Genomic DNA, 18940 nt, shown 5'->3' with positions numbered 1-18940 from the left:
GGTGGGTCAGGACGGCACCCGCGTCGGCGTGCTCGACGTCACCGTCGGGGAGGACGGGGTCGCGGACTGGTCCTCTCCGGGACGTCGCACGACCTCATCGCCGAGGCCATCCGAGCCGAGTCGGGCGCCGACATCGGGCACCTCCGCGGGTTCCGCTACGGCACGCACGTGGCGCCGGGCCCCATCACGCTGGAGGACCTGTCCACTACCTGCCGGTCGGCGCCCAGGTCGCGCGCCACCTCGCGGGGCGCCGCGTCACGGACGTCCCACCGGCGATCGAGCTGTCGCCGCCGCTCCCGCCCCCTCGCACGGCAACCCCGAGATCCAGCCGCTCGGCGGCCGGGCGTGACACACCTCACACCAGTGCGGTCCCACGCCCCTGTACGGCTCGATACGACGCACTGCGGTGAGTTCTGTCACGCACCCCGCCGGTAACCCCGCGCACGGAGACGGCCCCGCCCTCCGACAGGGAGGACGGGGCCGTTGATCTCGGCTGGTCAGTGCCGCGCGTCGTCGACCTCGGTGCGGGTCTCGTCGACCTTGGACCCGACGTCGGTGCGGACGGTGTCCGCGGAGGTATGGGCCTGCTCGGACACCTCCTGCTTGGCGACCTCGGCGTCCGCCTTCAGCGCCTCGCCCGATTCCTGGGCGACACCCTTGACGTTCTCGACCGCCTCCTGGGCGCGGGGCTGCAGATGGTCCTTCGCCTCCGCGGCCATCTCCTTGACCTCGTCCAGGGCCGGCCCCGCAGCCTCCTTGAGCTGCTGGGCGCGCTCCTGCTCCATGCGCGTCGACGGGATCAGTCCGCCGATGAGGGCGCCGACACCGGCGGCGATGAGGCCGGCGGCGATCGGGTTGCCCCGCGTCGAGGACTTCACCTTGGCCGGGCTGTGCGCGACCGCCTCGCGGGCGTCACCCAAGGCGGCGCCTGCCCGATCGCCGACAGCGCCGACGGCGCCGTCGTCGTAGGGATCGTAGTCGGAGCCGAAGATGCGCTCCTTGATGCCGTGGACGCTGTCCTTGACGCCCTCGACCTGGTCCCGGACGATGTTGCCGGGCTTTGCGCTGTCAGACAGCGCGTTGACGTTCTCGCTGAGCTCGGCGCGGGTGCGCTCGATGTCGCGGCGGATCTCCTCGGGGTTCGTGCTCATCGGTTCTTCTCCTCATGGCCGGTGGCGGCGTTCGGGATCTTCTTGACGGTGGACGCGGTCTCCTGGAGGCCGCGCATCTTGGCGAACTCGTTCTTGCCCGCGACGGCGAGGACCGCCGCGACCGCGAACCAGATGACGGCCACGATCACGCCGCTCCACCCGAGGGCCGGGTCCTCGCGCGTCCCGAGCAGGACGGCGAGCCCCCACCAGAGGCCCAGGGTGAGCGCGATGAGGCCGAGCAGTGCGGTGACGCCGGCGCCGGCGACGAGGCCCGCGCCCTTACCCGCCTTGGCGGCGGACTGCTTGGCCTCGACCTTCGCCAGTTCCACCTCTTGGCGGATCAGCGTCGTCGCGTTGTCGATGAGGTCGCCGGCGATCTCGCCCAAGGACCGGTCTTCGGCCTTGTATCGGGCGTAGCTCGCCTCCTTGTCGACCTCAGTGGGGTCGATGTAGGGCGACGTCATCGCTGCTCCTGCCGCCAGGGGTCGACGCCTTCGGCCGTGAGGCCCTCATACCGGGACTCGGGCTCGATGAACGTGCCCTCGGGCACCACGGACTGACGGCGCGCGACCGGGCTGGGGTCGTAGCGCGGCGTCGACGGCGCGGTGGGGTTCGTGTCGTCGGACTCGGCGTCCTTCAGCCCGCGCAGCAGGCGGGCACCGACGAAACCGACACCGGCCGAGATCGCCAGGAACTGCCACGGCTTGCGGGCCGCGTAGCGCCGCACCTCGGCCATGAGCTCGTCCGGGCCCCGGCTGTCGAGCCACTGCGCCGCGTCGTCGGTGAACCGCTGGGCGCGGTCCACGTAGTCGCTCAGCATGCCGTCGGGATCGGCGTCGGAGATGGTCTTGAGTTCGGAGCCGAGCTCGCGGGCCAGCGCGGCCACCTTGTGCTGTCCGGCGCCGGCCTGGGTGCGCAGCTCGCTGACGGACTCGTCGAGCAGACGGCGGCCCTGGAACTTGGCCTCCTCCAGCACGACGGCGGCCTCCTGCTTGGCCGTCTCGACGACGTGTCCGCCCGCCTCCTTGGCCGTCCCGGCGACTGCGCCGGCCTCATCCTTGACGGTCCCGGCCGCCTCCTTGGCGCGGTCGCCAGTGTGAGCCGCGACGTCCTTGGCTGTATCGGTGGTCGAATCGCTCCGGGACTGGGTGGTCCACGCGTCAGCCGGCGGGGTCGCCGGCACCGGGGTCGTCACCTGGGGTGCACCGTATTCGTTCGTCCCGCCAGTTCCCTGGAAGGGCGTCTCATTCGGGTACGCCATGGTCTTCCTCCCTACATTCGATTGATCGTCGAGGGCGCTTGCCCTTATCAGCTCGATACCCGGGCCCCCGGATCCGAAACACAGCCCCAGTCAGACCCATGTTGCGAGGCGTTGGGCAGCGCGTGCAGAGCCGTATCGGGCACACTCTGATCGTCGGGGTGAAGTCCCGGCGACGGATCGAGGAGGGGGCACATGGCCGAGCACGAGACCCTGGCAGGAATGGGCGCGATCATCACCGACGGCGGGGTCGCGTTCCGCGTCTGGGCGCCGCACGCCGACAGTGTGTCCGTGATGGGCGACTTCAACGAGTGGTCGAGCGAGGCCAACCCCCTCGACGACGAAGGTCACGGCTACTGGTACGGCGTCGTCGAGGGCGCGACGCCGGGCCACGAATACAAGTTCCACCTCACCAACGGCGACCAGGTGCTCGACCGGATCGACCCCTACGCGATGCAGGTGACCAATTCGGTCGGCAACGGCGTGATCTACGACCACGCCGCGTTCGACTGGGAGGGCGACTCCGCCCACTGCCCCCCGCACCACGAGTTGGTCATCTACGAGATGCATGTGGGCTCGTTCAACCCCGACGGCGAGGGTGTCGGCGGCTTCCACGACGTCATCGACCAGCTCGACTACCTCAAGGGGCTGGGCGTCAACGCGCTCCAGATCATGCCGGTGGCGGAGTTCGCCGGCGACCAGTCGTGGGGTTACAACCCGGCCCACATCTTCGCGGTCGAGAGCGCCTACGGCGGGCCCGACGCGTTCAAGACGCTCATCAAGACGGCCCACGCCGAGGGCTTCGCGGTCATCCTCGACGTCGTCTACAACCATTTCGGCCCCTCGGACCTGGATCTCTGGCAGTTCGACGGCTGGAGCGACAACGGCAAGGGCGGGATCTACTTCTACAACGACGACCGCTCAGCGACCCCCTGGGGCGACACGCGCCCGGACTACGGCCGCGAGGAGGTGCGCCGCTTCATCCACGACAACGCGATGATGTGGCTGCGCGAGTACCACGTCGACGGTCTGCGCCTCGACATGACGCCCTACATGCGCTCGGTCTCCGGCGGCGGGTTCGAGCTCGAGGAGGGCTTTGGCCTGATGCGCTGGATCACCGATTCGATGCGGAGTGAGTACCCGGGCCGCATCTCGATCGCGGAGGATCTGCACGGCCACGACCGCATCGTCGGTACGGAGGACTTCGGCGCCGGGTTCCACGCGCAGTGGGACGCGGAGTTCGTGCACCCCGTCCGGCACGCCATCACAGCGATGACGGACGAGGAGCGCTCCCTCGCCTCGATCGCGGATGCCATCGCGCACAACTACGACGGCGACCCGTTCCGCCGGGTCGTCTACACCGAGTCGCACGACGAGGTGGCCAACGGATCCGCGCGCGTGCCGCACGAGATCGACCCGGGCAATGCCGACGGATGGTTCGCGCAGAAGCGCTCCACCGTCGGCGGGGCGCTGGTGATGACGAGTCCCGGCATCCCGATGATCTTCCAGGGGCAAGAGGCCCTCGAGGGCGGATGGTTCTCCGACGACGACCCCCTGGACTGGGACCGGATCGAGCGGTTCCGCGGCATCACGAAGCTGTACAAGGACCTCATCGACCTGCGCCTGAACCGCGGCGGGGTGACGCGGGGCCTGACGGGCCGCGGGCTGAACATCTATCACGTCAACGAGGCCGACAACGTGATCGTGTTCCAGCGGTGGCTGGACCACGGGGCCGGCGATGACGTCGTCGTGGTGGTCAACCTCAGCACGGAGACCTACACCGACTACCGGGTCGGCATGCCGCACGGCGGCTTGTGGAAGCTGCGCTTCAACAGCGACGCCAGGCTCTACAGCTCGTTGTTCGGCGACTTCGACAGCTTCGATGCGACGGCCCACGACGACACCGGTGAGGACGGCATGGGAGCGCACGCGAACATCTCGATCGCGCCCTACTCGGTCCTCATCTACAGCCAGGACGCCTGACCGATCGGAGGTGTCCCCCCGTGCGCCGCGACGGTAGAATCGGGTGGGTACTGCGCCTCAGGGACGGGCCGACGACGACCTCACCGTCGCGCACATGGGAGCCTGATGATGGCCAAGATTCCTCAATGGCGAGCGGCGGCGGACCCCGACGATCTGCGCGAGTATGACACGTTCGGGCCGTGGATCCTCGAGGTCACCGACCCGGCCGACCTCCCCCGTCGGTTCCACCCCTGGTGGCCGGAGCTGGAGGGCGCGCGCCACCTCCTCAAGGTGCCCCGCCCCATCGACCGGGCGAAGATCAAACCCGGAATGGACCTGTACGAGTCGGTGATCGCGGTGTTCCCGGACACGGTGCGCGTGCTGCGGGCAGCGCTCGGCGACAGCGACGTCAGCAGCCGCGAGGCGTCGCGGCGGGACGTCGTGGCGACCATCATGCACACGAACCTGCTCGTGGCCCGATGGACGCTGTTGCTGGCCGACGGGGGCGCGATGGAGATCGAGTACAACGCGGTGTCGCACCCGACCATCGCGGAGGTGGATCGCTACGTCCTGTCCGGGGGCGACGGCGATGCCACGCCGCCGGCCCGTGCGGCGACCCCGCCGGCGGCGCAGCCACGCAACCACTTCTTCGGCTCGCTCGTCCTGGCGCTCAACTCGGGGGCCGCGGACCGCGTCCAGCCGGTCTACGTCGACGAGCCCGGTCAGCCGTGCCTCAACGAGCGAGGGCGCCGGCGCCGCTCCGCCGGGGCCATGATCCTCGCGTCGTCGAGGGACCTGGTGATCATCGACCGCACCCGGGCCGCCGAGGCGCTCTTCCGCCGCCCCAACTACGGCTACAACGTGACCCGGGTCCCGTTCCGGAGGATCACGTCCTACGAGATCCGCACCCCGGAGGCGACCGCACCGCCCAGCTTCGGGGCGCTGGTACTCCGCTGCGACAGGGCGGTGATCACGCAGGCCGTGCTCACGCCGCCGGACGCCGTGGCAGACCTGCTCGCCGCGCACGGGGTGACGTCGGCTCGGTGAGCCTCGTCGGTCACTCCTTGGGTGGCCGGCCCCGCTGAGGGAGCGGGCCGGCGCCCTTCGGCGACCGGCCCGCCTGCTTCAGCGCGTCGCGCAGCAGCAGCTCGATCTGGGCGTTGACCGAGCGCATGTCGTCGGCGGCCCAGCGGGCCAACGCGTCGTGGACGGCGGGGTCCAGCCGCAGCAGCACCGCCTTACGCTCGGCCATGGCTCAGGTGTACAGCGAGCCGGTGTTGACCACGGGCGTGACCCGTGACTCGCTGGTCAGGACCACGAGCAGGTTCGACACCATTGCAGCCTTGCGCTCCTCGTCGAGGGTGACGACGTCGTGCTGTTCGAGGCGCTCGAGCGCGTTCTCGACCATGGACACCGCGCCCTCGACGATCTTCTCGCGGGCTGCGATGATCGCGGAGGCCTGCTGGCGCTGCAGCATCGCCTGGGCGATCTCCGGCGCGTACGCGAGCGACGAGATGCGGGTCTCGACCACCTCGAGGCCGGCGATCGCGATGCGGGCCGCCACCTCGTCGGCCAGTTCCTGGGCCACGAGCTCGGTGGAGCCACGGAGGCTCTCCTCGCCGGGGCCGGCGTAGTCGTAGGGGTGGCTGGTGGCGACGTGCCGCAGCGCGGATTCGGACTGCACCGCGACGAACTCGTCGTACTGCTCGACGGCGAACACGGACTTCGCGGTGTCGGCGACCTGCCACACGACGATCGCGGCGATGTTGACCGGGTTGCCGTCTGCGTCGTTGACCTTGAGCTCATTGGTCTCGAAGTTGCGGACCTTGACCGAGACCTTCTTCTTGGTGGTGAAGGGCACGGTCATGAGCAGGCCGGCGCGGCGGATGGTGCCGATGTAGCGGCCGAAGAACTGGATGACCTTGGTGTCTCCGGGGCTGATGATGGTCAGCGACGAGAACATGACCATGGCGAGCAGGAACGCGAGCATGGACAGGAACATCCGCATGCCGCCGCCGTCGTTGTTCTCGAGCTGGATGCCCGCCAGCACGCCCTGCCAGGCGGACAGGCCGGTGATGACGAGGGCGACGAAGAACGCGAGGATGCCGTCGATGTACCAGGCCTTCTTCTCCTCGATGTCGACGCGGGCACCTTCGCGGCCCACGGGGCGGCCCGAGGGGGCGCCTCCGACGGAGTCACCCTCGAGATCGGTTGTGGGATCGGGGAGGTGGGGGGTGGTCATGGTGCGCGTCCTTCCGCGAGAATTCGATAGCTAAGTGATATCACTTTTCCCGGCGGCCGGCAAGGTTTCCCCGACGGCGTCGGGGAAACCACCAACCCAGCGTCACCGCCGCGACAGCACCGGTCCCGCCTCGGCGAGCTCCTCCTCCGTCGCCATGCGGAACGGCCCGGCCCCCTCGACGGCGGGCGCAGGCCCGGCCGCTCCCCGCGTCGCGCGCAGGCTCGCGACCACCGACACGGTCAGGATCGTCGCGATCACCGCCAGCGAGATCGCCGTCGGGATGTAGACCACGTCGATCTTGAGCGCCATCTTGATGCCGACCCAGATGAGAACCAGCGCCAGGCCGATCTTCAGGTACACGAACCGGTGCATGAGGTCGGCCAGCAGGAAGTACATGGCCCTCAGGCCGAGGATCGCGAACGCGTTGGCCGTGAACACGATGAACGGCTCGCTGGTGACGGCGAAGATCGCCGGGATGGAGTCGACGGCGAACACGACGTCGGTGGCCTCGATGAGCACCAGCACCGCCAGCAGCGGGGTGGCGAGCAGCACGCCGCCCCTCCGCACGAGGAAGCGCTGGCCGTAGTAGGCGTCGGTCATGGGGACGAATCGCCGGAACAGCCGCAGCACCGCCGACTGCTCGGGGTCGAGGTGCTCGTCGCGCTGCCGGATCATGCGCCAGCCGGTGTAGAGCAGGAAGGCGGCGAACACGTAGAGGATCCACGAGAAGTTCTCGATCAGGACCGCGCCGACGGCGATGAATGCCCCGCGCAGCACCAGCGCCCCGAGCACGCCGAGGAACAGCACCCGGTGCTGGAACTTCGGCGGCACGGCGAAGTAGCTGAAGATGACGGCCCAGACGAACACGTTGTCGACAGCCAACGACTTCTCAATGAGGTAGCCGGCGAAGTACTGCTGCCCGATCTCAGGGCCCTGCCACCACCACAGCAGTGTCCCGAACCCGACCCCGAGCGCGACCCACACGGCGCTCCACGCGGCGGCTTCCCGGACGCGGATGACGTGGGCGTCGCGGTGGGCGAGGAGGTCGACGGCGAGCATGACGAGGATGACGCCGACAACCGCGGCCCACATCCAGATGGAGACGTCCATGACGAGTCCCTTTCCGATCGAATCAGTCCGATCGGAGGTCTCTCCCGGCCCACGTTGAGGACCGGCTCGCCGGGCCCGATCGCGGGCCGTAGTGACGACGAGGCGCCTGGGGGATACTCCCCTCCGTGCGTCCCAGTGAACAGCACGCACCCACGAACTGTCAACCACGAATTGCAGTTCGCATACACGCCCTGCCGTGCACAATGGGCCGCCCCCTCCGACCACCGCCTGCACAAATGCGGCCGCTTGTCGCGCCGGAGACAGGGCATCGTGGTAGAACCGTGCTGAGGCCCAAGGAGGGGACACAATGAAGCGTCTCGACACCGACGTCGTGGTCATCGGGGGCGGATCGACCGGCCTGGGGGTGGTGCGAGACGCCGCCATGCGTGGGTACCGCGCCGTCCTGCTGGAGCGGGTCGACCTCGGACAGGGCACCACCGGCCGGTTCCACGGCCTGCTGCACTCCGGCGGCCGCTACGTCGTGAGCGACCCCGGGTCCGCCACCGAATGCGCCGAGGAGAACGCGATCCTGCGCCGGATCCAGCCGGGCGCGATCGAGGACACCGGCGGCTTCTTCGTCACCCTCGCCGGCGACGACCCGGCCTACGCGGACAAGTTCCTCGCCGGCGCCGCGGCGACCGGCGTTCCCGCCACCGAGATCTCCGTCAAGGAGGCGCTGCGCCGCGAGCCGCGGCTCGACCCGCACATCCAGCGCGCCATCGAGGTGGCCGACGGCTCGGTCGACGGCTGGCAGCTCGTCTGGGGCGCCGCCCGCTCCGCGATGGAGCACCGCGCGAAGATCCTCACCTACCACCGGGTCACCAAGATCGAGCGCGACGGCGACCGCGTCGCCGCCGTCCTCTGCCGCGACGAGAAGGGCGGCGAGGACGTCCGCATCGACTGCACCTTCGTCCTCAACTGCGCCGGACCCTGGGCCGGACAGATCGCGGAGATGGCCGGCGCCAGCCCCGTCGAGGTCGTGCCGGGCCGCGGGATCATGATCGCGATGAACCACCGCCTGGTGAACACCGTCATCAACCGCTGCGTCTACCCCACCGACGGCGACATCCTCGTCCCCGTCCACACCGTCTCGATCATCGGCACCACCGACGTCCACGAGACCGACCCCGACCACCTGCCCATCCCCCGCAACGAGGTCCAGCAGATGCTCGACGCCGGCGAGGCCATGATCCCCGGCTTCCGCAAGGCCCGGGCGCTGCACGCCTGGTCGGGCTCGCGCCCGCTGATCAAGGACAAGCGCGTCTCCGTCGAGGACACCCGCCACATGAGCCGCGGCATGGCCGTCATCGACCACTCGAAGCGCGACGGCCTCCTCGGCATGCTCACCATCGGCGGCGGCAAGCTCACGACCTACCGCCTGATGGCCGAGCACATCGTCGACGCCATGAACGAGCAGCTCGGTGAGGATCGCCCGTGCACGACGGCCGACGAGGTGGTCCCCGGCAGCCGGGACGGCCGCCTCTACACGGTCACGCACCGGCTCGAGGACCGCGAGGAGGACCGCCTCGACGACCCGATCATCTGCGAGTGCGAGCTCATGAACCGCTCGATGTTCGTCAAGGCCCTCCACGAGCAGCCCGACGCCACGCTCGACGACCTCCGCCGCCAGCTCCGCCTCGGCATGGGCCCCTGTCAGGGAGGCTTCTGCGCGGCTCGCGCGGCGGGCCTCGCCTGCTCGGAACAGGTCGCCGACGCCGAACGGGCCTCCGGGCTGCTGCGCCTGTTCCTCAAGCACCGCTGGATCGGCCTGTGGCCCATCCTCTACGGCCAACAGGTGCGCCAGACGGCCCTGGACCACTGGATCTTCGCCGGAACGCTCGACGTCGAGCACCTGCCCCAGCCTGAAGAGGAGATCGTGCGATGAGCGACGTCGTCGTCATCGGGGCCGGCCTCGCCGGCCTCACCGCCGCCCTGCGGCTCGCCCGCGCCGGGCGGTCCGTCACCCTGGCCACGAAGGGCCCGGGCGGGCTGCAGCTCTCCCAGGGCACCATCGACGTGCTCGGCTACACCCCTGAGCGCGTGACCCGGCCGCTCGACGCAGTGGCCGCCGTCGCGCCCGGGCACCCGTACGCCTCGATCGGGGCGGACGCGGTCGGCTCCGCCGTCTCCTGGCTCGCGGAGGCCCTGGGCCCCGACCTGCTGGTCGGCGACGCCTCCCGGAACTACCAGCTGCCGACGGCGGTCGGCGCCCTCCGCCCCACGGCGCTGGCCCAGCCGTCCATGATCGCCGGCGACGCCGCGGGCGGCCGCAGCTACGCCGTCGTCGGGGTCCGTCAGCTCAAGGACTTCCCCGCCGACCTCATCGCGGGCAACCTCGCCCGCACCACCGCGCCCGACGGATCGCGGCTGGCCGCGCACTCGGCGTTCATCGACCTGCCCGCCCGCCGGGGCGAGGCCGATCCGACCCCCCTCACCTACGCCCGCGCCATGGACGACGAGGCGTTCGCCGACCGGTTCGCCCGCGACGTCGCGGCAGTGGCCGGCAAGGCTGACGTCGTCGCCCTGCCCGCCGTGCTCGGCGTGCGTCGCAGCGGGGTCTGGCGCCAGGTGGCCGAGGTCATCGGCCGCGACGTGTGCGAGATTCCGCTGCCCCCGCCGTCGGTGCCGGGGCTCCGGCTCTACGACGCCCTGCTCGGGATGGCCCGCGCGGCCGGGGTCCGGTTCATCCAGGGCAGCCGGATCGTCGGGTTCGAGGCCGCCGACGGCGGCACGATCGCGTCCGTCACGCTCGCCGCCGCGGGCGGCCCGCGGGCGCTGCGGGCGTCGTCGTTCGTGTTCGCTCCCGGTGGCTTCGAGAGCGGCGCCCTCGACGTCGACTCGCACGGCGCGATCACGGAGCCGGTCTTCGGCCTCCCGCTGACCGCGACCGACGCGGGGCCGCTCATCCCCGAGGTCTACTGGGGCCCGCATCCCCTGTTCGAGGTCGGCGTGCGCACCGACGACGCCGGCCGGCCCGCGGGGCCCGACGGCGCGGCGGTCCACCCGAACCTGTACGTCGCGGGCGGGATCATCGCCGGCGCGGAGCGCTGGCGCGAGAAGTCCGGCGACGGCATCGCCGTCGCCACGGCCGTCCGGGCCGCCGACCACATCACCGGAGGTGCACGATGAGCGAGAAGTCGCGGAACGAGCGGGCCCAGGCGCTGCGCGATCGGCTCAACACCGAACTGCAGCGCATGAGCCTGGACATGTGCGTCAAGTGCACGATCTGCGAAACCGCCTGTCCCGTGGCGGCCGTGACGCCGCTGTTCTCCGGTCCGAAGTTCGTGGGCCCCCAGGCGGAGCGGTTCCGCGACGAGGAATCCGTCGACCACTCCGTCGACTACTGCTCCAGCTGCGGCACCTGCAGCGTGGTGTGTCCGCAGGGCGTGAACGTCGCGGAGCTGAACTCGCTCGCACGCGCGGTCATGAAGGCCGAGCAGGGCGTGCCCGTGCGCGACCGGATGATCACGCAGACCGTGCTCATGGGCAAGGCCATGACGCCCGTGGCGCCGATCGCGAACGCCGTGCTGGACAACAAGCTGGCCCGCTACGCCATGGAGAAGGTCGTCGGCGTGCACCGCGACGCGCCGATGCCGACGGCACGGGGCGAGTCCCTGCACAAGTGGCTGAAGAAGCGCCCGAAGCCGACGAAGGCTCCGACGCGCGGCGCGCTGGTCTACTTCCACGGCTGCGCCGGCGGCTACTTCGAGGTGGACGCGGCCAAGAAGGCCATCGAGGTCCTGGAGCACATCGGCTACGAGGTCATCGTGCCCGACCAGGGCTGCTGCGGCCTCGCCGAGCAGAGCAACGGGCTGTTCGAACAGGCCAGCGCGTCCGTGCGACGCCTCGTCGACCAGCTCCGCACCCCGGGCACCGACCTCACCATCATCAGCACCGCGGGCAGCTGCACGGGCATGCTCAAGCACGAGGCCCACCAGATCCTCGGGATCCACGACCCGGAGCTCCTCGACGTCGGCACCCGCATCCGGGAGATCTCCGAGTTCCTCATGGAACTGCACGCCGCGGGCGAGCTGCCGACCGACTTCCGGCCCGTCGAGATGCGGCTGCCGTACCACGCCCCGTGCCAGCTGAAGAGCCAGGGCATCGGGACCCCGGCGTCGGACCTGCTGCGGCTCATCCCGGGGCTCGAGGTCATCGACAGCAACGTCACCTGCTGCGGCATCGCCGGCACCTACGGGCTGAAGAAGGAGAAGTACGAGATCGCCCAGGCCGTCGGCCAGCCGCTGTTCGACATGGTGCAGGCCAACAACGACGGCCTCGCCGCCTGCGACACCGAGACCTGCCGCTGGCAGATCGAGAAGTCGAGCGGCGTCGAGACCGTGCACCCCATCGTGCTGGTCCACCGCGCGTACGGCCTGAGTAGCTGACGCGGCACGACGCACACGCCAGAGGCGCCGCCCGGAGAATCCGGGCGGCGCCTCGTGTTGTGTCGTCGACTCAGAAGTCGAAGTCGGCGATGTTCTCGGCGTTGAACACGTACGGGTCACCGAGGAGCACGGAGGCGTCCGCGCCGACGGTGTAGGAGCCGAGCTTGCCGGCCTCGAACTCGTCGCCCTCAGCGCCGGTGATGTCGCCATTGACCAGGGCCTGGGCGGCGTACGCGGCCAGGTAGCCGAGGTCGGCCGGGTTCCACAGGGCGAACGCCTCGACGGTGCCGTCCTCGACGTACTCGCGCATCTGGTTCGGCGTGCCGAGACCGGTCAGCATGACCTTGCCCTTGTAGTCCGACGTCGACAGGTAGCGCGCCGCGGCGGCGATACCGACGGTCGTCGGGGACACGATGCCCTTGAGCTCCGGGTAGGTCTGCAGCAGGGCCGCGGTCTTGTCGAACGACGTCTGGTCGTCGTCGTCACCGTAGGCGACCTCGACGAGCTCCACGTTGGGGTGGTTCGCCTCCAGCTCGGTCTTCATCATGTCGATCCAGGCGTTCTGGTTCGTGGCGTTGGCCGAGGCTGACAGGACGGCGATCTGGCCCTCGTCGCCGATCTGCTCGGTGATGAGGTCGACCTGGACCTTGGCGATGCCCTCCGCCGTGGCCTGGTTGATGAACAGGTCGCGGCACTCGGGGTTGGTGTCGGAGTCGAAGGTGACCACCTTCACGCCGGCCCCACGCGCCTCGTCCAGTGCATCGCAGAGGGCCTCGGGGTCGTTGGCCGACACGACGAGCGCCCCGACGCCCTGCTGGGCGGCCGTCTGGATGAACGGCACCTGGGCGGTCGGCGACGCCTCCGTGGGCCCGACCTCCTCGAACGTGCCGCCGAACTCCTCCACGGCCTCCTTGCCGCCCGCGTTCGAGGTGTCGAAGTACGGGTTGCCGAGGTTCTTCGGCAGGAACGTCACGCTGACGCCCCCACCTTCGCCGCCGCCGTTGGTCGCGGGCGCGCTGGCCGAGCCTTCGGTGCCCGAGTCGGCGCAGCCGGACAGTGCGAGGGCCGCCGAAGCGGCGATCGCGACCAGACCGACGCCGAAGCGGCGGGTCTTGGGTCCCTTGGTGAACATTGCTGTGTCCTTTCTTCGGCCCTTCGTTGGACCGTGTCTTCCAGGGTGGATCAGGCCGGTGCGCCGGTGGAGCCCGCCTGGCCCTTCTTTCTCCCGATGGCGGCGATCCGATTGGTGCGGATCCAGGCCAGGAAGCTTGCAGACACCACCGACAGGATGAGAACCGTGCCGGTGATGACGTTGATGATGTCGCTGGTGACGCCGGCCAGGCGCAGGGCGCTGGACATCGTCCCGATGAGGAACACGCCGGCGATGACGCCGTGCAGGGCCCCGCGACCGCCGAAGATCGACACCCCGCCCAGGAGGACGGAGGCGATGATCAACAGCTCCATGCCGATGGCGTTGTCGCCACGGGCGTTGTTGTACAGCAGCGTGAAGTAGACGCCGGCGAAGCCGGAGACCGTGCCGCTCATCACGAACAGCCAGAACTTCGTCATGCGCACGTCGATGCCCGAGAACGCGGCCACCTCCTTGTTGAGGCCGATGGTGTACAGCGACCGGCCGAAGGGGGTGAAGTGCAGCAGCACCGCGAACACGATGGCCAGCACGATGAAGGGGACGATGATCAGCGGGACGGGGGTGCCGGGGATGTTGGCGCGGGCCAGGTCCGTCCAGTACTCCGGGAACTCGCTGATGGCGGTGGTGCCGAGCAGGCCCACCGCGATGCCGCGGAAGAGGGCCAGCGTGCCGATGGTCACGGCCAGCGACGGGAGCCCGACGAAGGTGATGAGCGAGCCGTTGATCACGCCTGCGATCACGCCGACGAGGATGGCCACGAGACCGGCGACGGGCAGTGACCAGCCCGCCTGCACGCCGAGCCCGGTCACCACGCTCGACAGGCCGAGGATGCTGGCCACCGACAGGTCGATCTCCTCGGTGATGATGATCAGCGTCATCGGCAGCGCGATGAGCAGGATGGGCGCGATCTCCCTGATGAGGAAGGTCATCGTCAGCGGGCTGTCGAAGTTCGGCACCGTCAGCATGGCGACGATGACCACGAGGATCAGCAGGCCGATGATGGCGGCCTCCCGATTGATCAGCAGGCGGCGCCACAGGGGGTGCTGGTATGCCTTGTAGTCCCGGGTGGGCTTCTCGGTGAGGGCCGTTGCCGTGCTCATCACTTCACTTCCTCCCTCGCCGCGACGAGACGACGGTGCTGGCGGAGCGCGAGGACGCGGTCCAGGATGATGGCGCCGATGATGAGGATGCCCACGACGGCGCGCTGCCAAAAGTCCTGGATGCCGATGATCGGCAGCGCCCGGTTGATGGTGAGGAGGAGGTACGCCCCGAAGGCGGCCCCCCAGACGGTGCCCACGCCGCCCGACATGGCGACGCCGCCGATGACCGCCGCACCGATCGCCTGCAGCTCCCAGCCGTACCCGGCGTTGGAGCTGACGGTGCCGTAGCGGGCGGCGAACAGCACCCCGGCCAGACCGGCCAGCGCGCCGCAGACGATGAACGCGGCCAGGACACGGCGGGTGACGCGCAGGCCGTAGAGGTGCGCGGCGTCGGGGTCGGAGCCGATGGCGTAGAGCTCGCGGCCGCTGCGCAGGTTGCGCAGGTACCAGGCGGTGAACACCAGCACGATCACGGCGAGCAGCGTCAGCAGCGGGATGCCCAGCACGTCCTGCGTGCCGAGCCCGCGGAAGGACGCCGGCATGTCGGAGGCGTTGATCCGGTCGCTGCCGGTCCATGCCACGTTGATGCCGCGGTAGATGTACATGGTGCCGAGCGTGATGACGAGGGCGGGGACCTTGGCGAACGCCACGAGGGCGCCGTTGATGAGCCCGAGCAGGGCGCCCAGCGCGATGCCGGCGAGGAACACGAGGGCCGGATGGATGCCCGGGACGTCGATGAACAGCCGGCCGGTCATGTAGGCGGTGAGCCCGACGACGGAGCCGACGGACAGGTCGACGTTGCGGGTGATGATCACCACGGCCTGGCCGAGCGCCACCACCATGAGCAGCGACGGCGTCAGCAGCAGGTCACGGAAGCCGTCGCCGGAGAAGATGAACGTGGGATTCACGGCGGTCGCCGCAATCACGACGGCCACCAGGGCGATGACGATGCCCGTCTCGCGGGCCTTGAGCACACCCCCGGCGACGCCGAGGGCCGAGCGGCGCGGCGCCGCCGCCGTCGTCGTCGTCATCACGCGACCTCCTCGGCCGTGGCAGCGAACATAACGGCCTCCGGGGTGGCCTCGGAGCGGTCGAACTCGCCCGTCAAGCGGCCGGCGCGCATGACCAGGACGCGGTCGGCCATGCCGAGCACTTCGGGTAGTTCAGACGAGATCGTCAGGATTGCGAGCCCCTCCTGGGCGAGTTGGGAGATGAGGCGGTGCACCTCGGCCTTGGTGCCGACGTCGATGCCGCGGGTGGGCTCGTCGACGATGAGGACTCTGGGGTTCGTCGCCAGCCACTTGGCCAGAACGACCTTCTGCTGGTTGCCGCCCGAGAGCGTCCCGGTCTCGGCGTCGAGTGCCGACGTCTTGACCTCGAGTCGGCTGGCCCACACCTTGGCGCTCTCGTTCTCCACCCCGCCCCAGATGAGGCCCATCTTCGCGAGGCGGTGCCGAATGGCGAGCGTGAGGTTGCGCGACACCGTCTGCTCGAGCACCTGCCCCTGCTTGCGCCGGTCCTCAGGCACCAGCGCGATGCCCCGGGCCATGGCGGCCTTGGGGTTGCCCTTCGGCAGCGCCTTGCCGCTGACGGTGACCGAGCCGCTCTGGTACGGGTCGACACCGTAGATGGCGCGGACCACCTCGCTGCGCCCCGCCCCGACCAGCCCGGCCAGGCCGACGATCTCACCCGAGCGCACGGTGAAGGAGATGTCGTGGAAGACGCCCTTCTGGGTGAGGCCGTCGACGACGAGCACGTCCTCGCCGATGTCGGCCGGCAGCTTGGGGAACATCTCCGTGACGTCGCGGCCCACCATGAGGTGGACGAGTTCGTCGACGGAGGTGTCCGCGATGGGCATGGTGTCGATGTACGAGCCGTCACGCATGACGGTGACGGTGTCGCACAGCTCGAACACCTCGTCGAAGCGGTGCGAGATGAACACCAGGGCACGTCCCTCGTCGCGGAGGCTGCGGGCGACGGCGAACAGCCGCTCGACCTCCACGCCGCTGAGGGCCGCCGTGGGCTCGTCCATGATCAGCACGCGGGCGTCGAGCGAGATGGCCTTGGCGATCTCGATGATCTGCTGGTCCGCGATGGACAGGCCCTCGGTCAGCCGCTCGGGATCGATGCGGACTCCCAGGCGTTCGAAGATCTGGGTGGCCTCGTCTCGCATGGCCTTGCGGTCGATGCGGCCGAGGGTGCCGACCGGCTGGCGGCCCATGAAGATGTTCTCGGTGACCGAGAGGTCGGGAAACAGCGTGGGTTCCTGGTAGATGACGGCGATGCCGGCGGCCTTCGACTGGGCGGTGCTGTGGAAGTCCACCGGTTCGCCGTCGAGGCGGAACTCCCCGGCATCACGACGGTAGAGGCCGGCGACGATCTTGACGAGCGTGGACTTGCCCGCGCCGTTCTCGCCGATCAGCGCGTGGATGGAGCCCTTGTCCAGGCGCAGGCTTCCCGACCGGAGCGCGACGACGGCACCGAACGACTTCACGACCCGCGACAGCTCGAGCGCCGGCGTCGCCGGATCCGTAACCGTATCGGTCACTAGGGTCTCCTCTTTGAGTGGTATAGCCTTCATCCCTGGAGGCCAACTTTGAATCGATTCAACGTCGCTTCAGGGCTACAGTAAGCAGCACGGTCCGCTTGGTCAAGTCATCGAGGACAAATGATGCGGAATCGTGAGGAGGGAGGTCGGCATGGCCGGCGTGAGCATCCGGGATGTCGCGCAGCGTGCCGGCGTGTCGGTGGGCACGGTGTCCAACGTCCTCAACCGCCCGGAGGTGGTGTCGCCGGACTCCGCACTGCGGGTCCAACAGGCCATTGACGAGCTCGGATACGTCCGCAACGAGGCGGCGCGGAAGCTCCGGCAGGGCGTCAGCGGCACCGTCGGCTTCGTCGTCATGGACGGCCAGAACCCCTTCTACAACGACGTCGTCCGGGGGGCCGGCGACGAGGCCACGCAGCACGGCATCGCCATCCTGTTCGGCGACACCGCCGAGGATCCCGCGCGCGAACGCATGTACATCGACCTGTTCGAGGAGCACCAGGTGCGGGGGCTGCTCATCGCCCCGTTCGGCGAGGTGTTCAATCGCCTGGAGAAGCTCCGCCAGCGCGGCATCCCCGCCGTGCTCGTCGGGCGCTACTCGGGCCAGAACAGGTTCAGCTCGATCTCCGTCGACAGCATCGCCGGCGGCCGGATGGCGGTGGAGCACCTCATCGCCGGCGGGCGCCGTCGGATCGCCTTCGTCGGCGGGCCGTTCGAGCTGCACGAGGTGACCGACCGGCTCGCCGGCGCGCGCGTGGCCGCCGAGAACGCCGTCGGTGTCGAGATCGAGGTCATCCCCACCGCGGCGATGACGGTCGCGGAGGGGGCGGCCGCGGGCAACCGCATCCTCACCCGACCGGCCCGGGAGCGCCCCGACGCGGTGTTCGCTGCCAACGACCTCATCGCGTTGGGGGTGCTCCAGGCGTTGGTGGAGGACGGCCGCATGCGCGTGCCGGAGGAGATCGCCCTGGTGGGGTTCGACGACATCGCCTTCGCCGCGGCCGCCGCTGTGCCGCTGACGTCGCTGCGTCAGCCGAGCTCGACGATCGGCAAGACGGCCCTGCGCATCCTGCTGGAGGAGGCGGCGGACCCGGAGCTCATCCCCCGCCAGACGGTTTTCCAACCGGAGCTGGTGGTCCGTCGCTCGACGCTACCCCGCTGACCCTGGGCCGCGACGCGGGGCATTGACAACACCTCCGCCCCGGCGCACGCTGGGCATAGGGCTGCGTGCCCGGAAAAGAGGGACAGAGATGTCCATCAGGCAGGCCGGCCGGGCCGCCGGCCGAATCCTTCTCGCGGGAGCCACAGGGTTCGCCGCGATCACCGCCACCACGGCCACCGCCTCCGCCTCACCCGAGGAGCGTGCGGGGGTCTTCAAGCTCACCTTCGCCGGATACGCCGCCATGGCGGCGTGGACGACGTGTCCCGACCTCGAGTCGGAGGAGGTGGGCACGATCTGCACCGGGGCCGACGTCATGGCCTTCTACTCAGCGGGCAGCGAGCAGGCAGGCAGCGAGTTCCACCTGCACGACCAGAGGAGCGGCGTGGTCAAGACCTTCGACTACACGTGTGTCGTGGCCGACGTCGAGTGGGATCCGGGCGTCGTCGAGCGGACGTGTCTGGGCCAGTCGGAGCGCTTCGGGCGCGCAACCGACGCCGAGGTCGCGGTCGACCCGCGGCTCAACGCCGTCGACGCCACGGCCACCGTGCCTGTCCAGATCGTCGACTTCCTGGCCGACAGCCAGACGAGCGGGAGTCTCGACGTCGCCGCCACGTTCACCGGCACGGGGCCGACGCGCCGGATCGACGAGCGCGCGCACTGGGCGGACCGCTACGTCATGTGGCTCGAGGGGACCCGCGGTTGGGAGCGGGACTGCACGGCGTCGGCGGTGTTCGACGGCGTCGCGGTGCCGGGAGAGCTCGTGATGTGCTCGTTGTCGCGGGTTCGGCAGGCCGAGGTCCGCGTCTACCACAACACGCCGTCGGAGGGCTGACGCTCGACCGGCGGATCTGACAGCGAACACGCCACCA

Annotated in this window: 17 protein-coding genes; 7 read left to right on the top strand and 10 right to left on the bottom strand. The window is 69.8% G+C overall.

What is annotated here, in order from left to right; all coding sequences use genetic code 11:
* Nucleotides 1–497 precede the first annotated feature (497 nt).
* The 3 genes from BCR15_RS08610 to BCR15_RS08600 are packed head-to-tail and all read right to left on the bottom strand — an operon-like array spanning nucleotide 498 to nucleotide 2412.
* Nucleotides 498–1151, bottom strand: coding sequence for a DUF3618 domain-containing protein (locus tag BCR15_RS08610; RefSeq protein ID WP_068751799.1), 654 nt, complete (start codon nucleotides 1149–1151; stop codon nucleotides 498–500).
* On the bottom strand, nucleotides 1148–1615 hold the full coding sequence (locus tag BCR15_RS08605; protein ID WP_068751798.1) for a phage holin family protein: 468 nt from the start codon (nucleotides 1613–1615) through the stop codon (nucleotides 1148–1150). The genes BCR15_RS08610 and BCR15_RS08605 overlap by 4 nt, the downstream gene beginning before the upstream one ends.
* On the bottom strand, nucleotides 1612–2412 hold the full coding sequence (locus BCR15_RS08600) for a hypothetical protein (protein ID WP_141680085.1): 801 nt from the start codon (nucleotides 2410–2412) through the stop codon (nucleotides 1612–1614). The genes BCR15_RS08605 and BCR15_RS08600 overlap by 4 nt, the downstream gene beginning before the upstream one ends.
* Nucleotides 2413–2604: 192 nt before the next feature.
* Here BCR15_RS08600 and BCR15_RS08595 point away from each other — a divergent pair, with 192 nt between their 5' ends.
* Nucleotides 2605–4392, top strand: a complete 1788-nt coding sequence (locus tag BCR15_RS08595) for an alpha-amylase family glycosyl hydrolase (RefSeq protein WP_068751796.1) — start codon at nucleotides 2605–2607, stop codon at nucleotides 4390–4392.
* 105 nt (nucleotides 4393–4497) lie between these two features.
* Nucleotides 4498–5418 (top strand): hypothetical protein, encoded by a 921-nt coding sequence (locus BCR15_RS08590; protein ID WP_068751795.1) that lies wholly within the window; start codon nucleotides 4498–4500, stop codon nucleotides 5416–5418.
* Nucleotides 5419–5428: 10 nt separating this feature from the next.
* On the opposite strand, the gene BCR15_RS08585 is transcribed toward BCR15_RS08590, so the two are convergent.
* The 3 genes from BCR15_RS08585 to BCR15_RS08575 form a co-directional block, all read right to left on the bottom strand.
* On the bottom strand, nucleotides 5429–5623 hold the full coding sequence (locus BCR15_RS08585; RefSeq protein WP_068751794.1) for a type II toxin-antitoxin system antitoxin: 195 nt from the start codon (nucleotides 5621–5623) through the stop codon (nucleotides 5429–5431).
* 3 nt (nucleotides 5624–5626) lie between these two features.
* The gene (locus tag BCR15_RS08580; RefSeq protein ID WP_068751793.1) at nucleotides 5627–6613 is read right to left on the bottom strand and encodes an SPFH domain-containing protein; all 987 of its coding nucleotides are present in this window, start codon (nucleotides 6611–6613) and stop codon (nucleotides 5627–5629) included.
* A gap of 102 nt (nucleotides 6614–6715) precedes the next feature.
* Nucleotides 6716–7723, bottom strand: a complete 1008-nt coding sequence (locus BCR15_RS08575) for a TerC family protein (RefSeq protein ID WP_068751792.1) — start codon at nucleotides 7721–7723, stop codon at nucleotides 6716–6718.
* A gap of 307 nt (nucleotides 7724–8030) precedes the next feature.
* Here BCR15_RS08575 and glpA point away from each other — a divergent pair, with 307 nt between their 5' ends.
* From glpA to BCR15_RS08560, 3 genes are read left to right on the top strand one after another with little or no spacing between them, the layout of a single operon-like run.
* On the top strand, nucleotides 8031–9608 hold the full coding sequence (glpA, locus tag BCR15_RS08570; protein ID WP_068751791.1) for an anaerobic glycerol-3-phosphate dehydrogenase subunit GlpA: 1578 nt from the start codon (nucleotides 8031–8033) through the stop codon (nucleotides 9606–9608).
* A complete protein-coding gene (glpB, locus tag BCR15_RS08565) occupies nucleotides 9605–10852 on the top strand; it encodes a glycerol-3-phosphate dehydrogenase subunit GlpB (protein WP_068751790.1) in 1248 nt (415 codons plus the stop codon). Before glpA ends, glpB begins: the two co-directional genes overlap by 4 nt.
* A complete protein-coding gene (locus BCR15_RS08560; RefSeq protein ID WP_068751789.1) occupies nucleotides 10849–12111 on the top strand; it encodes an anaerobic glycerol-3-phosphate dehydrogenase subunit C in 1263 nt (420 codons plus the stop codon). Before glpB ends, BCR15_RS08560 begins: the two co-directional genes overlap by 4 nt.
* Nucleotides 12112–12181: 70 nt before the next feature.
* Here BCR15_RS08560 and rhaS read toward each other — a convergent pair whose 3' ends face one another.
* Genes rhaS through BCR15_RS08540 form a run of 4 tightly spaced genes read right to left on the bottom strand, consistent with a single transcriptional unit; the run spans nucleotide 12182 to nucleotide 16909 of the window.
* Nucleotides 12182–13243 (bottom strand): rhamnose ABC transporter substrate-binding protein, encoded by a 1062-nt coding sequence (gene rhaS / locus BCR15_RS08555; protein ID WP_068751788.1) that lies wholly within the window; start codon nucleotides 13241–13243, stop codon nucleotides 12182–12184.
* A 50-nt stretch (nucleotides 13244–13293) separates the two neighbouring features.
* The gene (locus BCR15_RS08550; protein ID WP_068751787.1) at nucleotides 13294–14361 is read right to left on the bottom strand and encodes an ABC transporter permease; all 1068 of its coding nucleotides are present in this window, start codon (nucleotides 14359–14361) and stop codon (nucleotides 13294–13296) included.
* Nucleotides 14361–15392 carry an ABC transporter permease gene (locus BCR15_RS08545; RefSeq protein WP_068751786.1) on the bottom strand — a complete coding sequence of 344 codons (1032 nt, stop codon included), beginning with the start codon at nucleotides 15390–15392 and terminating at the stop codon, nucleotides 14361–14363. Before BCR15_RS08545 ends, BCR15_RS08550 begins: the two co-directional genes overlap by 1 nt.
* Nucleotides 15392–16909 (bottom strand): sugar ABC transporter ATP-binding protein, encoded by a 1518-nt coding sequence (locus BCR15_RS08540; RefSeq protein WP_228383357.1) that lies wholly within the window; start codon nucleotides 16907–16909, stop codon nucleotides 15392–15394. The genes BCR15_RS08545 and BCR15_RS08540 overlap by 1 nt, the downstream gene beginning before the upstream one ends.
* A gap of 133 nt (nucleotides 16910–17042) precedes the next feature.
* Between BCR15_RS08540 and BCR15_RS08535 the strand changes: the two genes are divergently transcribed.
* Both BCR15_RS08535 and BCR15_RS08530 read left to right on the top strand, forming a co-directional pair.
* Nucleotides 17043–18071, top strand: a complete 1029-nt coding sequence (locus BCR15_RS08535; protein WP_228383356.1) for a LacI family DNA-binding transcriptional regulator — start codon at nucleotides 17043–17045, stop codon at nucleotides 18069–18071.
* Nucleotides 18072–18159: 88 nt separating this feature from the next.
* Nucleotides 18160–18903, top strand: coding sequence for a hypothetical protein (locus BCR15_RS08530; protein ID WP_068751783.1), 744 nt, complete (start codon nucleotides 18160–18162; stop codon nucleotides 18901–18903).
* Nucleotides 18904–18940 lie beyond the last annotated feature (37 nt).

Source organism: Tessaracoccus lapidicaptus, from assembly GCF_001693815.1.
GTDB lineage: Bacteria > Actinomycetota > Actinomycetes > Propionibacteriales > Propionibacteriaceae > Arachnia > Arachnia lapidicapta.
The sequence above is the reverse complement of the archived record's forward strand: the minus strand, read 5'-3'. Positions and strand labels throughout refer to the sequence as shown.

Bases quoted from the DNA above. Each gene is read 5' to 3' on its own strand.
- BCR15_RS08605 (WP_068751798.1), bottom strand. From the start codon at position 1,615: ATGACGTCGCCCTACATCGACCCCACTGAGGTCGACAAGGAGGCGAGC.
- rhaS (WP_068751788.1), bottom strand. From the start codon at position 13,243: ATGTTCACCAAGGGACCCAAGACCCGCCGCTTCGGCGTCGGTCTGGTC.
- BCR15_RS08560 (WP_068751789.1), top strand. From the start codon at position 10,849: ATGAGCGAGAAGTCGCGGAACGAGCGGGCCCAGGCGCTGCGCGATCGG.
- BCR15_RS08575 (WP_068751792.1), bottom strand. From the start codon at position 7,723: ATGGACGTCTCCATCTGGATGTGGGCCGCGGTTGTCGGCGTCATCCTC.
- BCR15_RS08530 (WP_068751783.1), top strand. From the start codon at position 18,160: ATGTCCATCAGGCAGGCCGGCCGGGCCGCCGGCCGAATCCTTCTCGCG.
- glpA (WP_068751791.1), top strand. From the start codon at position 8,031: ATGAAGCGTCTCGACACCGACGTCGTGGTCATCGGGGGCGGATCGACC.
- BCR15_RS08585 (WP_068751794.1), bottom strand. From the start codon at position 5,623: ATGGCCGAGCGTAAGGCGGTGCTGCTGCGGCTGGACCCCGCCGTCCAC.
- BCR15_RS08595 (WP_068751796.1), top strand. From the start codon at position 2,605: ATGGCCGAGCACGAGACCCTGGCAGGAATGGGCGCGATCATCACCGAC.
- BCR15_RS08545 (WP_068751786.1), bottom strand. From the start codon at position 15,392: ATGACGACGACGACGGCGGCGGCGCCGCGCCGCTCGGCCCTCGGCGTC.
- BCR15_RS08580 (WP_068751793.1), bottom strand. From the start codon at position 6,613: ATGACCACCCCCCACCTCCCCGATCCCACAACCGATCTCGAGGGTGAC.
- BCR15_RS08550 (WP_068751787.1), bottom strand. From the start codon at position 14,361: ATGAGCACGGCAACGGCCCTCACCGAGAAGCCCACCCGGGACTACAAG.
- BCR15_RS08590 (WP_068751795.1), top strand. From the start codon at position 4,498: ATGATGGCCAAGATTCCTCAATGGCGAGCGGCGGCGGACCCCGACGAT.
- BCR15_RS08610 (WP_068751799.1), bottom strand. From the start codon at position 1,151: ATGAGCACGAACCCCGAGGAGATCCGCCGCGACATCGAGCGCACCCGC.
- BCR15_RS08600 (WP_141680085.1), bottom strand. From the start codon at position 2,412: ATGGCGTACCCGAATGAGACGCCCTTCCAGGGAACTGGCGGGACGAAC.
- glpB (WP_068751790.1), top strand. From the start codon at position 9,605: ATGAGCGACGTCGTCGTCATCGGGGCCGGCCTCGCCGGCCTCACCGCC.